The following is a 16,237-nucleotide window of genomic DNA, read 5'->3' as shown; positions in this document are numbered from 1 at the left end:
ACAATCTATCTGATAAATGAAATTTCGTTTCTCATTCTTATTGCTTCGTTAAGCGCTGCTTTAGCATAATCTTCTTCCTTGTAGTCGCCTTTTTTATAAGCGCACATAATACCCCTTGACGAGTTGATAACTGCACCAAGTCCGTCTTTATCAAAAGCATATTTTATATCATCTGCTCCTCCGCCCTGTGCGCCATAACCGGGTACTAAGAAGAAAGTGTTTGGATTAGATTCTCTTATACTCTTTAACTGTTCGGGATAAGTTGCTCCTACAACTGCCCCTACTTTTGAATAACCATACTCGCCTATAGAGTCTTTTCCCCACATATCAACAAGTTCAGCCATTTTTTCATATATTTTCTTTCCGTCTTTTAGTTCTAAGTCCTGTAACTCTCCGCTTGATTTATTTGATGTTTTAACAAGTACAAATATAGTTTTTCCACTGTCAAATGTGTTAACAAAAGGTGCAATACCGTCTGTTCCAAGATAACCGTTAACAGTTAAGGAATCAGCAAAAAATGCACGGTCTGAAATTTCGTCATTAATTTTTGTTTTACCAAGATATGCATTTGCATACGCTTCACTTGTTGCACCTATGTCATTTCTTTTTCCGTCTAAAATTACATATAAACCTTTTTCTTTGGCATATTTTACAGTTTCAAAAAGAACTTCTTCTCCGTAATGCCCGTACATTTCATAGTACGCACTCTGAGGTTTTACGGCAGGAACAACTTCTGAGAGAGCATCAATTAAACCTTTGTTAAATTCTAAGATTGCCTGAGATGCACCTTTTAAATTCGCGCCATACTCTTTATAGCATTTATCAACTATAAATTTCGGCACGTATTCTATCTTAGGGTCTAATCCTGCAACTGTAGGGTTTTTCTTTTCTATTATCTTTTTAATAAGTAAATCCATTTATATTTCCTCCAATACATCTTTACCGTCAACAAATACATTTTCTATTTTACTTAAAAACTTAAATCCTATATACGGCGTATTTTTGCTTTTCGATACAATATCTTCCTCTTTGTACTCGTATTCTTTATCGATTGAAGCAATTACCAAATCTGCTTTAACGCCCTCTTTTATTTCCCCACCGTCAAGTTTTAAGAATTTATTAGGATTGTAACTCATAAGTTTTATGATATCACAAAGTGACATTCCTGCACCCTTATGAAGATATTTATATGCTACATTAAAAGCAGTTTCAAAACCGATAATTCCGTTTAGTGCTTTATCAAACTCCAGATTTTTTTCGTCAATATGATGCGGAGCGTGGTCGGTTCCTATCATATCTATTGTTCCGTCTTTTAATCCTTCGATTATTGCAAGAACATCTTCCTCATCTCTTAGAGGAGGATTCATTTTTGCATTTGTATTAAATCCGTCACACATCTTATCAGTTAAAGAAAAATAATGCGGACATGTATCACAGGTAACTTTTACACCCTGCTTTTTAAAGTTTCTTATTATTTCAACTGACCCCTTTGTGCTGACATGGGTTATGTGAACAGCAGTATTAGTATTTTTAGCAATTAAAATATCGCGTGCGGTCATTGTTTCTTCTGCGGCTTTATTTATTCCTCTTAAGCCCAGATATGTTGCCATAAATCCTTCGTTCATAGCACCGTTATCAACCAGACTTAAATCTTCTGCATGTGATATTACAGGAAGATTTAACATATTAGCATATATAAGTGCTTTTTTCATTAAGGAAGAATCAGTTACAGGTTTTCCATCATCTGTTACAGCAATTATACCTGATTTTTGCATTTCTCCCATTTCGGCAAGTTCTTCCCCTTTTAATCCTTTGGAGATTGCACCTGACTGATAAACTTTTATGCACGCTTTTTCTTTTATTTTTTTATAAATATAGTCTATAACAGTTTTATTGTCAGCTGTAGGTTTTGTATTAGGCATTGCAAGAACACCTGTAAATCCACCCTTTGCTGCACTTTTAGAGCCTGACTCTATATCTTCTTTATATTCATAACCAGGGTCTCTTAAATGACAGTGAATATCAAAAAGTCCCGGAAAAGCAATCTTACCGCTTCCGTCAATTATTTTATCAAAGCCGTCAGTTCCCAAATTTTTACCTATCTTTTCAATTTTTTTATTATCTATAATTATATCACATATATTTTCAGAGTCATAGTTTATTAAGTTTATATTTTTAATTATTGTTCTCATTTATCTTCACCCTGCCCTTTCCTTGTAGCCATCGGAGTGTCAAACTCCATACGCCTTAAACTTGTTAAATTTTAATCTTTTTAATTTGTCGTCCTCGAAAGGCGACAAGCATTCCTTCGTCCTTCGCATCAAAAATCTTAGAAATTTTCCTGCGTTTAAGGTCGAAGAGTTTCAAAACAAGAAATTTTCATTAAGATAAAGAAATTTCAAGAATTATACTTTCGTATGTTCGCAGGAATTTCTGCGATATTAAGGGAAATTTCTGTTTTCAAACCGTATGGAGTCAGATACTCCGACGGCTAAGTAAATATAACACTGCCATTCTTACGGCAACACCGTTTGTAACCTGTGTATCAATACATGAACGTTCGTGTGAATAAATTCCTGATGTAATTTCCACTCCTCTGTTAACAGGTCCCGGATGAAGAATTATCGCATCTTCTTTTGCAAGTTTTAATCTTTCTTCGTTTATACCGAAAAGGTCCGAATATTCATCAATAGACGGGAACAATCCTTTTTTCTGCCTTTCAAGCTGAATTCGAAGTCCCATAATAACATCTGCGCCTTTTATCGCCTTTTCTACATCAGTATATGTTTTAACATTAAGTTTTTCTATTTCAGGAGGCATTAAGGTTGTCGGCGCACATAAACTAACCTCTGCTCCTAATTTATTAAGCAAGTATATATTACTTCTTGCAACTCTGCTGTGCAGTACATCGCCGCAGATTGCAACTTTTAAGCCTTCTATTTTTCCTTTTTGTTCAATCATTGTATAAGCGTCAAGGAGTGCCTGAGTTGGATGCTCGTTCATTCCGTCTCCTGCATTTATTACCGATGCATTTACATTTTTTGCAACTAAATGAGGCGCACCTGCACACTCGTGCCTTATAACAAGGGCATCTGTTCCCATCATATTTATGGTACGGGCAGTATCAATTAAAGATTCACCCTTAGCAACAGATGAAGAAGCAACTGCAACATTTGCTGCATTGGCACTTAAATATTTTGATGCAAGTTCAAAGGACAGCCTTGTTCTTGTACTGTTTTCATAAAACAGAGTAATTACTGTTTTACCTTGCAGATGCGGAGCTTTTTTATTGTTGTTAACAATAATTTCTTTCATTATCTTAGCAGTTTTTAAAATTTCTGATATCTGGTCTGCATCCAAATCTTTTATTCCAAGCAAATCCTTTGGAAACTTCATTTTTATTTACCCCTTTCGCTTTTTAAATGGCGATGTTTAAAAAATAACTTTTTAAACATCGCCCCATTATAATTCTACTTGTCCTCTTTATCAAATACGTAATCGTTGCCGGGAAGTACTATGTTAAGTACTATACCCAATATTGATGCAACTGCAAGTGCAGAAAGTGAAATTGTAACTGCACCGATTGTAAATGTAGCAGCAGAGCCAAGACCTAATGCTGATACAAGTATAATTGCAGCAATAATTAAGTTTCTGCTCTTTGTAAAGTCAACTTTATTTTCAACAATGTTTCTGACACCTACTGCAGAAATCATTCCGTATAGGATAAATGAAATACCGCCGATTACAGCTGTAGGAATAAGTGAAACAAGTGCTGCAAATTTAGGAGAGAATGAAAGAACGATAGCAAAAAGTGCTGCAATTCTTATTACTTTAGGGTCATAAACTTTTGATAAAACAAGAACCCCTGTATTTTCTCCGTAAGTTGTATTAGCAGGACCTCCGAACAACGATGCAAGTGATGTAGCAATACCATCACCTATTAATGTTCTGTGAAGACCAGGTTTTGCAATAAAGTTTTTACCAACTGTTGAAGATATTGCCGAAATATCTCCGATATGTTCCATCATTGTTGCAAGTGAAATTGGAATAATTGCAATAATTGAACTTACAATTAATGAAGTATTTGTCCAGTCAACACCGCCAAAAATTGTTCCTTGCCATTTAATCGGGAATCCAATCCATGATGCGTTAAGGAAATTATTAAGCGCTCCGACATCAAAAAGTATTAAACTTGGATTTCCGCAAAGTGCAATATAAGATGCGCCGTTTACATCTATTGTTTCTCCCCATAAAAGAGCAAGAACTGCTGCAACAAAGCAAGAACCTAAAACACCAAGTAAAATAGGGATAATTTTAGCCATACCTTTACCCCAGATGTTAAATACAATGATAATAGTCAAAGCAATAATTGCAAGTAACCAGTTCTGAGTACAGTTATTTACTGCACTTCCTGCTAAGCCAAGACCGATAGAAATAATAATCGGACCTGTTACAACAGGTGGGAAGAATTTCATAACTTTGTTGATACCAACAAGTTTGATAAGCCCTGAAAGTACAAGGTAAACAAGACCTGCACATGCAACACCGATACAAGCGTATGGAAGAAGCTGAGCATTTGTCATCCCGTTTGCACCTGCAATCGGTGCAATTGCTCCGTATCCGCCAAGGAATGCAAATGAAGAACCTAAGAATGCAGGAACTTCACCTTTTGTAACAAGGTGGAAGAACAATGTACCAAGACCTGCCATAAGTAAAGTTGTAGCAACATCAAGACCTGTTAAAAGCGGTACTAAAACAGTTGCTCCGAACATTGCAAACAAGTGCTGGAAACCTAATACAATTGTTTTACCAAGCCCAAGTTCTCTGACATCATAGATGCCATCGTTTAATTTTTGTGACATAAAAACCCCTCATTTCTTTTTTATATTTTTTATTTACTGCTCTAAAATAACTTTATCTTCCCCGTCATATTCATTCATCTTAACATGAACAACTTCTTTTTTTGAGGTAGGAAGATTTTTCCCCACATAGTCTGCATGAATAGGAAGTTCCCTGTGCCCCCTGTCAATAAGAACAGCAAGCTTAATAATTTTAGGCCTTCCTAAATCCATTATTGCATCTATTGCGGCACGGCATGTCCTGCCTGTATATAAAACATCATCGACAAGAATTATTTTCTTATCATAAACTGAAAATGGAATATCTGTTCCGTTAAGAACGGGATGCTCATCAAGAACACTAAGGTCATCACGGTAAAAAGTAATGTCTAAAATTCCAAGTTCAACATCTATTCCCTCGTTCTTTTTTATATTATCTCTTACCATTTTAGCCAATGATACACCACGTCTTTGGATACCTATAAGGCATATATCCTTCGCACCCTTATTTTTTTCAATTATTTCATAAGAAATTCTTGTAGCCGCCCTTTTTATACCATCACTATCCAAAATAAGTTTTTCCATTATTCCACCTCTTTTTAAAAAAACCGTTTATCCTGCTGATAAACGGTATTACTTGATCTTAAAAGAATAGAACTATAGCCATATAATATCGCCTTATCAGCCTCACAGGACTAATTTAAAGGTCTTTTAATTTACAATATAAATTATACTACTTTTATACTGACTTGTCTATACTTTTTTCGATAATTTTTCTAAAATTTCCAAAAAATATTTGGGTAGCGGTGCTGTAAAGGACATCGCCTTGCCACTCGTTGGATGAGTAAATTCTATCCTGTGTGCATGGAGCATTTGCCCGTTAATTATTATTTTTTGCTTTTTAGGGCCATAAACATTATCGCCAAGTATTGGTTTCCCTATATGGGACAGGTGAACTCTTATCTGATGAGTTCTGCCCGTTTCAAGTTTACATTCAAGCAGTGTATACCCTTCGTATCTTTCTTTTACAAAATAATGGGTTACTGCTTCTTTGGAATTTTTATAGGTAACTGCCATTTTTTTACGGTCCTTTTCACATCTTCCTATAGGCAAATTGACAGTTCCGTCTTCTTTTACCTCGCCTATTACAAGTGCAAGATATTCTCTTTTGGCAGAATGTTCTTTTATTTGTTCTGCTAAGGAAAGATGGGCACGGTTATTTTTTGCAACAAGTAAAAGTCCGCTTGTGTCTTTATCTATTCTGTGAACAATTCCCGGACGTATTATGCCGTTTATTTCAGATAACGAATCTTTACAATAACCCAAAAGTGCATTTACAAGTGTTCCCTCATAGTTTCCGCAGGCAGGATGAACTACCATTCCTTTTGGTTTATTTATTACAAGTATATCACTATCTTCATATACAATATCAAGAGGAATATTCTCTGCCTTTATATCAAGTTCTTTAGGCTCGGGGATTTCAACTGTTATTTCGTCACCCATACGGACTTTATAATTTGATTTTACTGTTTTTAAATTAACAGTTACAGCACCATTATCAATTAAATTCTGGATGTTATTCCTTGTATATTCACTGTAAAGATTGGAAATATACTTATCAATTCTTAAGTTTTCATTATCTGCTACATTTATAATTATTTTATTCAAGTTATTTCTCCTTTGAAAATAATATATATACACACAGCAACACTGCACCTATTACAACAAAGCAGTCAGCAATATTAAAAACCGGATAGTTTATAATTCTTAAATCAATAAAATCAACAACATACCCTTTAAAGACACGGTCAATAAGATTGCCTATTCCCCCTCCTATAATAAATGAAAGGGACAGTTTCAAGAGTATATCCTGAGGTTTTACCTTTAAAATATAGAGTATCATAGCAATAATTAAAATCAAAGTTATTAAAATAAAAAACCATTGTTTGTTTTGCATTATACCAAAGGCAGCGCCTCTGTTTTCCACATAAGTAAAATAAAGAATGTTTTTTATAACCTCAATTTCCGATACTTTAAAATAAAAAGATGAGAGATATTTTGTAAAAATATCAAAAACTAAAATTAAAGATATAATTATAAAATATAACATATTTTTTCCTCGTTTTTAAAAAAAGGGGTGTTTTAAACCCCTTTTAATATTTATTTTAGAGCGTCTGCACATCTTGCACAAAGTGTAGGATGTTCGTCATTTTCTCCGACTGATTTTTTAATCATCCAGCATCTTTCGCATTTTTCTCCTTCTGCTGAAGACACTTTGATTTTTAAACCTTCTATGTCTTCCGAACTTACGGCATCCAAAGCATCCGAAAGACCTTTTAATTCCACATTGGAAACAATAAGAATTGTTTCTAAATCACTTTCGATTGATTTTAGGAATTCGTAAAGTTCTCCGTCTGCATATAATGTTACACTCGCACCAAGTGAGTGACCGATAATTTTTTCGCCTCTTGCAAGTTCCAATCCTTTTGCAACTGCATCTTTAATTTTTGAAATTCTTTCCCATTTATTTAAAAGATCTTTGTCATTTAATTCTTCCTTAAATTTTGGCATATCGTTAAAGAGTACACTGTAAGTATCATCTTCCTTAGTGTGAGGCATTGATGCCCAGATTTCTTCAGTTGTAAATGCCAAAACAGGTGCAAGAAGTTTAACAAGAGAGTCAAGCACTATATACATAGCAGACTGTGCACTTCTTCTTTTAAACGAATCTTTCTTTTCTGTATAAAGTCTGTCTTTAATAATATCAAGATAGAAGTTTGACATATCAACAACACAGAAATTATGAATTGTATGATATAAAATATGATATTCATAATCTTCATACGCTTTAAGTGCTTTTTCAGTAATACTGTTCAACTTAACCAAAGCATATTTATCAATCTCCAACATATCTTTAAAGTCAACCATATCGCTGGAAGGATCAAAATCGTGAATATTACCTAAGATATATCTTGCAGTATTTCTTATCTTTCTGTATATTTCAGAAATCTGCTTTAAGATATCCTGAGATATTCTTATATCCGCTTTATAGTCAGAAGATGTTACCCAAAGTCTTAAAATATCAGCACCCATTTTTTCGCAGATATCTTTAATCGGGTCAATACCGTTGCCAAGTGACTTAGACATTTTTTTGCCTTCTCCGTCAACAACCATACCGTGAGTCAAAACTGTTTTATAAGGTGCAATTCCTTTTGTTGCAACAGCAGTAAGAAGTGAAGACTGGAACCATCCTCTGTACTGGTCATTACCCTCTAAATACATATCGGATACATCTAAACCTTCTCTCTCTCCAATAACAGATGCGTGAGAAGAACCTGAATCAAACCAAACGTCCATTATATCGGTTTCTTTTTTGAATTTTTCGCATCCACATTCACATTTAACGCCTAAGCCTTTTAAGAACGCGTCCTGATCAAGTGAATACCATGCATTTGAACCTTCAGCCTTAAACAATTCAACTATAGCATCAATTGTTTTTTCATTTATAATAGGTTTATTACATTCTTCACAATAGAAAATAGGAATAGGAACACCCCATGTTCTCTGACGGGAAATACACCAGTCGGCTCTGTCCTGAACCATTCCTGCAATTCTTTCTTCTCCCCACGAAGGAACCCATTTAACATTTCTTATTGCATCAATTGCCTTTTCTTTAAATGCGTCAATTGAAGCAAACCATTGTTCAGTTGCTCTGAATATGATAGGGTTTTTACATCTCCAGCAGTGAGGATACTGATGGCTTATTTTAACACTCTTAAGAAGATAACCTGTTTCATCTAATTTAATAGCAATAGCTTTATTTGCATCCTGATAAGACAGTCCTGCAAATTCCCCTGCTTCATCTGTCATAGCGCCTTTATCATCAGCAGAAACTATAATAGGGAGTTCTTTATAATTCTGGCATACCAAAAAGTCATCCATACCAAATCCGGGAGCAGTATGAACACAGCCTGTACCTGCCTCTAATGTTACATGGTCGCCGTTTATAATAAGCGATTTTCTATTAAGGAACGGATGTTCACACCATATTCCTTCTAATTCACTTCCCTTAAAGGTTGCAATAATTTCATAATTTTCTATACCAATTGTAGAAAATACGGTTTCTGCCATATCTTTGGCAACAATTAAATTACCTTTTTCTGTTTTGCAAACTGCATAATCAAAATCTTTATTTAAGCATATAGCAACGTTACCTGGCAAAGTCCATGTAGTAGTTGTCCATATTACAAAGAATGTATCGGATAAGTCAATTCCTTTTAATACATCATTAGCATCTTCACTTACTTTGAATTTAACATAAATTGAGTATGTTTTATCTTCCTGATATTCAATTTCCGCTTCTGCCAAAGCAGTCTGACAGTCAGGGCACCAGTAAACAGGTTTTAAACCTTTATAGATAATTCCTTTTTTTGCAATTTCGCCAAATACTTCGATTTGTTTTGCTTCAAATTCAGGCTGATAAGTAATATAAGGATGCTCAAAGTCACCTATTACTCCAAGTCTTTTAAACTGTTCTATATGATTATTTATATAACTTTCAGCAAAGTCTTTACATACTTCTCTGAATTTAACAGGTCCTGCTTCAAAACGGTTTACACCCATTTTTTTGATTGCCTGAGTTTCGATTGGAAGCCCATGAGTATCCCAACCGGGAATAAAAGGTGTTTTATAACCTGTCATCGCTTTGTGCTTGATGACAATATCCTTTAAAATTTTGTTAAGTGCGTGACCTGTATGGATATCTCCATTTGCAAAAGGAGGACCGTCATGAAGAACAAATAAAGGTTTGCCTTCATTTTTTTCCATTAACTTATTATAAAGGTCTTTTTTATTCATTTCTTCCAAAAACTCAGGTTCTCTTTTTGGTAAGTTACCTCTCATAGGAAACTCAGTTTCGGGAAGATTTAAAGTTAGTGAGTAATCTTTTTCCATTATATTCTATCCTTTCGGTTCTATATTTCCTCAAGCATATTAAGTTGCTCGGAAACTGTATTTTTTATTTTTAATTTATATATATCATATTGCTGTTTTAAATTTTCGTGACGTTCTATAATATCGCTCACTTCTTTTTTTGCATTTATTATAATATCTGCCGCCTTGTTTTCTGCTTCCTTGACAAGAGTTTCTGCTTTAAGGCGGGCAGTTGACTCAAGTTCCTTTGCAACATTCTGAGCAGTGGCAATAGTGCTTTGCAGAGCAGTTTCCATTGACTTATACTCTTTGATTGCTTCACTTAACATATTGATTTTATCGTTAAGCGCAATATTTTGCTTGTATAGAGCATCAAATTCGCTTCCTACGATACTTAAAAATTCATCAACCTCATTCTTCTTATAACCGAATGCACCTGACTTAAATTCTTTGTTTTGTATATCTATCGGTGTAATCATAAATATACCCCCTTTATATGTATCTTTTTATGTCAATAATTATTTTGCCTTTTTTACTAACTCCATTTTCGTCTAAAAAAACTATTTTGCCTTTTCCCTTAAGGGTTATTTTATCATTTTGTTTAACTTTATAGTCATTTGATAAAACTTCTCTTCCCGAAACTAAGACTTTACCCTGTGATATAAATTTAGAAGCATCGCTTCTTTTTATATTAAAACCTCTGGCTACAATAAGGTCAAGCCTTAAAGATTCGACGGTAGAAGATATTATCTCAAACCGTTCCTCTTTTATTATTTCTTTGCCGTTATATAAACCTACACTGACACCTAAATTTCCCACTTTTGTAAGATTTAAAAGAATGTAGTCGGCTATCTCTTCTTTTACGAACACATAGCATTTTTCTCCTATGACAATATCTCCAACCATTTCCCTTTTTATTCCAAGCCCCATAAGAGCACCTAAGAAATCACGGTGGGACAGTTTATTAATACCTCGCCCTGAAATTTCAATACATAAAACAGGATATCTTTTGTTATCCTCATTCGCCAAAAAAGCAGAAATTACTCTTTCTGCTCCTTCGTATCCGCCATATGTATCAAAACTCAAATTTGTCACAGTACTAAAAGCGGTTTTTATAAGAGTTGTTTTTTCTTCAGAGAAAAAATCCGAATAGGTATTATAATTTTTAGTAAAAGCTTTTACATAATTATCGTAAAGATGGGAAAGAAGAATTTTTTCATCATCCCCATTAGCATAAAAAAGTACGGTTTCCTTTTTTATCATATTTAGTTACTGCTATATGGGAAAACAATCTTATTTCTCATAAGTTCATCTTTAACGTCCCCGCCCATAATACCGACATTGTATGGTGCTATTAAGAAAATTCTGTCAGCAATTTTCTGGATACTTCCGTCAACTGCATAAACTGCACCTGTTAAGAAATCTATAATTCTTCTTGCAACTGCTGTTTCAACATTTTCTAAATTTATAACAACAGGTTTTTTCGCTTTTAAGTGATCTGCAATTTCTCTTGCATTATCAAAAGAATTAGGTGTATAAACAACAACTTTAAGTTGTGTTGTTGTGTGAATATTTACAACCTTATTTTTTCTCGGATTAACTGAAAATGAATCGTTCTTCTTTTCCTTTTCCGGTTCAATTTCATTTATAGGTTCAACTTCAATGTTTTCTTCTTCGTCAGAAAGACCGATAAACTCCATTGTTTTCTTAAAAAAGTTTCCCATAACTTTGTTCCTCCTAAAATTTATGTTTAATTTATTTATAGTTATAACCTTTTTCCAAATATGCCTGTCCCGATTCTTACCATATTGGACCCCTCCATTATGGCGTAAAGATAGTCTTTAGACATTCCCATAGACAAAATATCCATATATATATTATCTATTTTTTTACTCTTAATGTCAATATATATTTTATATAATTTTTCAAAATATCCTCTTGTTGTGACTTCGTTTTCAAAAATCGGCGGAATTGCCATAATACCTTTTACTATAATGTTGTCAAGTTCACTTATCATACTTGCAAATTCATAAACTTCATTAAATGAAATACCTGACTTTGACTCTTCATTTGCAATATTTATTTCAAGAAGAATATCCATAGTTTTATTATGCTTTTTTGCCTGCTTTGAAATTTCCTGTGCTAACCTCATACTGTCAACCGACTGAATAAGATCGACCTTATCAATTATATATTTGACTTTGTTGGTCTGAAGATGGCCTATTATACTTTGTTTGAAATTATTTTCTTTATAAAAATCGTATTTGTAAAGATATTCCTGAACTCTGTTTTCCCCTATATGAGTAATTCCCGCATTCTTTATCGGTAAAATTCTTTCAGGTTCAACGGTTTTTGTTACTCCTACTATTTCTATATCCGAATAATTTCTCCCGTATTTTATTGAGGTTTCAAATATTTCTTCCTTAATTCTTTTAACATTTTCCTCTATCAATTTGCAAAATCTCCCTCTTTGATATTTGAAGGGTTTACAACCACATAATCATATAAAATAACATTACTTCCCTCAGGCTCTCCCTCGGTTGTTCTGTCCTTAATCAAAATAAAATTATCTCCGTAAAGAAGAGGTTTTATTTCTATAAACTTATAAACACTGTCTTTTATTACATATACTCCCTGTACTCCGTCTTTTTCAACTACCGATGAAGGAGGAATTTTAAAACCTGTTTTTGTGCTTTTTATAAGTTCAAATTCCACTTTGTTTGATGTCCATATATTATTAAGGTTTTTGGTTGATTTAATAACTACAACGTAATTACCTTTTACTTCGTCTGAAATATAAGTTATTTCACCGCTTACCTTATGATCCGAATTGTTTATTATACGAAGTTCAACAAAACTGCCCTTTTCAAGTCCTTCTATTTCTTCTTTTTTAAATTTTGATACAACGTACCATTCATAATGATTTATTATTTTGCAAAAACTTTTGCCCGACTTAACGCCTGAATTCTCTTCTATATCAGTTTTAAAAAGTTTATCATACTCACTTACTGTCATCTTATGTGCAATTTCAGGTGTTAAAAGTTCATCAAAATTTGTTACTTTTGTTGAAAACATTCCGTGAGTTGTGCTTTTATAAATCTGTTTCGATGTATTCAGGGAACCTTCAATCCTTGCAATTTCACTTTCTATATTCTCGCTGTATTCTTCCACTTTCTGACCTTTTAACTCCATCAGTTTTTTGTTATAGGCTGTTATTTCGTTCTTTGCTTTATAAACGTCTTCGTAATTATTTTCATTGGTCATTGTCATAACATCGGAAATTGTATTGTTTATATCACGGCTTATTGAAGATATATCGCCTATAATATTTTTAGCCGACTTCTCATTTGCCTGTGCAAACACTATTTTATCATTAAGACCTCTTAAACTTTCCTTTGTTTCATCATCAATATCCCCTGAATATACAGTTGCAATTTTCATATAAGGGGTAATAAGTTTCCCCTCCTGACAGTTAAATAGTGCCTCTCCGTCACCCGTTGCATAAATAAGTGTCTGGTTTGATGTAATAATGCCTTCTTTTGTATGTTTTTCTTCAACCGTTTCCTTATAAACGGTTATGGTGCTTGCCGAAGAAGAATTTATATAGTACATACTGCCCACAACCAATAAAAATAAGCAGACAGTAAATATTCCTATTACTTTATACTTATAATTTTTATTCATAAATCCTCCTTTATATATTCAAGTTGCTTAAGTGGAGTATCATATTTTAAAATATCTATCCATTTAATTCTTTCATCACGTCGAAACCATGTAAGTTGCCTTTTTGCATATCGTCTTGATTCCTGTTTTATAAGGTCTATGGCTTCTTTCTTTTCGAGTTTTCCCTCTAAGTACATTATAATTTCTTTATAGCCTATAGCCTGCATTGATTTGTACGAAAGATTAAGCCCCTCTTTATATAAATTTTCCACCTCAGAAAAAAGTCCTTTTTCAACCATAACGTCAACGCGCTTGTTTATTCTCTCATAAATGTACTGCCTGTCTGCATTTAGTCCGAAATACTTTAAATCAAAAGAAGGCGGTACATTCTTTGAATTTTTAATTTGCTCAGTCATGGTTATGCCTGTAGTTTTATATATTTCTATGGCTCTTATTACTCTTTTAATATTGTTAGGATGAAGTCTTAAGTATGAATCATAGTCAATTTCTTTTAACATATTATGAAGATACTCAGGACCGTTTTTTTCTGCAATCAATCTTAACTCTTCTCTTAACTTATTATCTGTTTCACCCTCTGAAAACTTTACATTGTCAATCAAAGAGGATATAAAAAGACCTGTCCCTCCTACAACTATCGGTAAGTTTCCCCTTGCCAAAATCTCGTCAATCTTTTCATTTGCAATGTCAACAAACTCTTTTACCGAAAATTCGGAAAATGGCGAAATAATGTCTATTAAATGATGGGGTATGCCCTCCATTTCATCTATAGTAGGTTTAGCAGTTCCTATATTTAATTTTTTATAAATCTGCATTGAATCGGCAGAAATAATTTCACCGCCGAATTTTTTTGCAATCTCTATTCCAAGTCCGGTTTTTCCTGAACCTGTAGGTCCTGCAACGCAAACAAGTTTTTTCATAAATTAAGTTATCCTTTTAAATTGTTTTTCAAGTTCACTCTTTTCGTATGAAACAAAAAGAGGTCGTCCGTGAGGACATGTATTCGCATCCTGAAGATAAAGTACATCTGCAACAAGTTTTTTAAGTTCAAAATCCGAGAAATTCATATTAGCCTTTATAGCACTCTTACACGCCAATGTTTCAAGTGCTTTTTCCTGTTTGTACGTTATAAGGCTTGTCTTATTTTCTTTTATAATATCGCATATTTCAAGTATTGTATCAGAAATTTGCTCAATCGAGAGTTCAAACGGAATTTCCCTTACTGCAAATTCACTCTCGGAAAATTCGCTCATATCAAATCCTAAACCTTCAAACACTTCCTTATTTTCTGACACAAGAATATATTCTGCAGGAGAAAGTTTAATTATCTTTGGTATCAAAAGTTTTTGAGAAATAATTTCCTTATTTTCAAATTCTTTTTTTAGTTTGTCAAAAATAAGTCTTTCGTGTGCTGCATGCTGGTCAAGAAGATACATCTTGTCATCTTTTTCTATTATAACAAAGGTGGAAAAAATCTGCCCGATTATCTTATAATCTTCAACTTTTTGCTCATTTTCTTCTGTAAAGTCATCCGACTTTACAGCATCGTCTTTTACTGATATATAAGGAACTTCAGGCGCTCTGAACTTAGGTGTAAGTGCTTCAAATTTTGGAGTATCAACTGCGTTAAATTCGTTATTATATTCTTTCTTATTAAGATTTAAACTAAATTTTTTAGGTCTTTCTTCCTTAAATTCAGTTGGTTTTATAAATGAAAAACTTTCATACTTTTCATTATTTAATTCTTCCTCTGTTTCAAACGAAGAAGTGCTTTTTACTTCCATTCCCTCTACCTTGTGAGAAGAAGAAACTGCACTGTATATATGATTATAAATTTCGCGATCATTTGAAAACTTAATTTCTGCTTTTGTCGGATGGACATTTACATCAACATACTCAGGGTTAATATTTATATCAAGTATTATAAAAGGATATTTTGATACCATTACCTTTTCCTTTAACGCTTCATCAACTGCACTGTAAAAAATCTTATTTTTTACAACTCTGCCGTTTACAAAAAACACTTGGTTTTTACGGTTATTTCTTAAAATTTTTTCGTTTCCTACATATCCTTTTATTTTAATGTAATCTTTTTCATAATTTATTTTTATAAGGTTATCACAAATATCTTTTGAATATATATTAAGAAGATTGGAAAATTCATTGTTATCTCCTGCAGAATACAAAACTTCTTTGTTATTTTTTATAAGAAGAAAGGAAATTTCAGGTTTTGCAAGAATAAGTTTTTCCATAATTTCAGTTATGTAAGCCGCTTCAGTCTGATCAGATTTTAAAAATTTCATTCTTACAGGAGTGTTAAAAAACAAATCTTTTATAGTGATAATAGTTCCTATATTACACCCTGTATCAGAAACTTCAATAATTTCTCCTGCTCTTATTACAACTTTAGTACCTGCTATACTGTCCTTCGTTCTTGTTTCGAGCGTAACCTCACTTACTGCGGCAATACTTGCCAAAGCTTCTCCTCTGAAACCTAAAGTTGCTATTTTTTCTAAGTCTTCTTCTTTTGAGATTTTACTTGTAGCATGTCTTAAAAAACAGGTTCTGGCGTCATCTTCTGACATACCGCATCCGTTATCGGTAACTTTTATCATAGTTTTACCGCCATTTTCAATTTCAACTATTATCCTGTCAGCCCCTGCATCAATGGAATTTTCCACAAGTTCTTTAACCGCAGACGAAGGACGTTCTAAAACCTCTCCTGCGGCAATCATATTTGATATTTGAGAACTTAAAACTTTTATGTAAGCCATTTTAAACCTCTT

Annotated in this window: 15 protein-coding genes; all 15 read right to left on the bottom strand. The window is 33.3% G+C overall.

From position 1 onward, the window contains the following. Nucleotides 1–5 precede the first annotated feature (5 nt). The 15 genes from pyrF to mutL all read right to left on the bottom strand — a co-directional run bounded on the left by pyrF (nucleotide 6) and on the right by mutL (nucleotide 16,225). The gene (pyrF, locus tag E7419_00225) at nucleotides 6–917 is read right to left on the bottom strand and encodes an orotidine-5'-phosphate decarboxylase (protein MBE7013615.1); all 912 of its coding nucleotides are present in this window, start codon (nucleotides 915–917) and stop codon (nucleotides 6–8) included. Next, the gene (locus E7419_00220; protein MBE7013614.1) at nucleotides 918–2,192 is read right to left on the bottom strand and encodes a dihydroorotase; all 1,275 of its coding nucleotides are present in this window, start codon (nucleotides 2,190–2,192) and stop codon (nucleotides 918–920) included. A 283-nt stretch (nucleotides 2,193–2,475) separates the two neighbouring features. Then, entirely contained in the window at nucleotides 2,476–3,396 is a 921-nt protein-coding gene (locus tag E7419_00215) for an aspartate carbamoyltransferase catalytic subunit (protein MBE7013613.1), read from the bottom strand. Between the two features lie 74 nt (nucleotides 3,397–3,470). After that, nucleotides 3,471–4,862 (bottom strand): uracil-xanthine permease, encoded by a 1,392-nt coding sequence (locus E7419_00210; protein ID MBE7013612.1) that lies wholly within the window; start codon nucleotides 4,860–4,862, stop codon nucleotides 3,471–3,473. Nucleotides 4,863–4,895: 33 nt separating this feature from the next. Continuing rightward, complete coding sequence (gene pyrR, locus E7419_00205; GenBank protein ID MBE7013611.1) at nucleotides 4,896–5,423, bottom strand: bifunctional pyr operon transcriptional regulator/uracil phosphoribosyltransferase PyrR; 528 nt, start codon at nucleotides 5,421–5,423, stop codon at nucleotides 4,896–4,898. A 168-nt stretch (nucleotides 5,424–5,591) separates the two neighbouring features. After that, a complete protein-coding gene (locus E7419_00200) occupies nucleotides 5,592–6,506 on the bottom strand; it encodes an RluA family pseudouridine synthase (protein ID MBE7013610.1) in 915 nt (304 codons plus the stop codon). Between the two features lies 1 nt (nucleotide 6,507). Beyond that, a complete protein-coding gene (gene lspA / locus E7419_00195; GenBank protein ID MBE7013609.1) occupies nucleotides 6,508–6,948 on the bottom strand; it encodes a signal peptidase II in 441 nt (146 codons plus the stop codon). A 50-nt stretch (nucleotides 6,949–6,998) separates the two neighbouring features. Next, nucleotides 6,999–9,791 (bottom strand): isoleucine--tRNA ligase, encoded by a 2,793-nt coding sequence (gene ileS, locus E7419_00190; protein MBE7013608.1) that lies wholly within the window; start codon nucleotides 9,789–9,791, stop codon nucleotides 6,999–7,001. A gap of 20 nt (nucleotides 9,792–9,811) precedes the next feature. Continuing rightward, nucleotides 9,812–10,249: a DivIVA domain-containing protein gene (locus E7419_00185; protein ID MBE7013607.1), complete on the bottom strand. Its 438-nt coding sequence runs from the start codon at nucleotides 10,247–10,249 to the stop codon at nucleotides 9,812–9,814. A 13-nt stretch (nucleotides 10,250–10,262) separates the two neighbouring features. Continuing rightward, complete coding sequence (locus E7419_00180; GenBank protein MBE7013606.1) at nucleotides 10,263–11,033, bottom strand: hypothetical protein; 771 nt, start codon at nucleotides 11,031–11,033, stop codon at nucleotides 10,263–10,265. A gap of 2 nt (nucleotides 11,034–11,035) precedes the next feature. Further along, the gene (locus tag E7419_00175; protein MBE7013605.1) at nucleotides 11,036–11,494 is read right to left on the bottom strand and encodes a cell division protein SepF; all 459 of its coding nucleotides are present in this window, start codon (nucleotides 11,492–11,494) and stop codon (nucleotides 11,036–11,038) included. A 41-nt stretch (nucleotides 11,495–11,535) separates the two neighbouring features. Then, entirely contained in the window at nucleotides 11,536–12,222 is a 687-nt protein-coding gene (locus E7419_00170) for a YggS family pyridoxal phosphate-dependent enzyme (protein MBE7013604.1), read from the bottom strand. Further along, complete coding sequence (locus E7419_00165; GenBank protein ID MBE7013603.1) at nucleotides 12,219–13,454, bottom strand: hypothetical protein; 1,236 nt, start codon at nucleotides 13,452–13,454, stop codon at nucleotides 12,219–12,221. Before E7419_00165 ends, E7419_00170 begins: the two co-directional genes overlap by 4 nt. Further along, the gene (miaA, locus tag E7419_00160) at nucleotides 13,451–14,371 is read right to left on the bottom strand and encodes a tRNA (adenosine(37)-N6)-dimethylallyltransferase MiaA (protein ID MBE7013602.1); all 921 of its coding nucleotides are present in this window, start codon (nucleotides 14,369–14,371) and stop codon (nucleotides 13,451–13,453) included. Before miaA ends, E7419_00165 begins: the two co-directional genes overlap by 4 nt. A gap of 3 nt (nucleotides 14,372–14,374) precedes the next feature. After that, nucleotides 14,375–16,225 (bottom strand): DNA mismatch repair endonuclease MutL, encoded by a 1,851-nt coding sequence (gene mutL / locus E7419_00155; protein MBE7013601.1) that lies wholly within the window; start codon nucleotides 16,223–16,225, stop codon nucleotides 14,375–14,377. Nucleotides 16,226–16,237 lie beyond the last annotated feature (12 nt).

Source organism: Oscillospiraceae bacterium (genome assembly GCA_015068525.1).
GTDB lineage: Bacteria > Bacillota > Clostridia > UMGS1840 > HGM11507 > SIG450.
The sequence above is the reverse complement of the archived record's forward strand: the minus strand, read 5'-3'. Positions and strand labels throughout refer to the sequence as shown.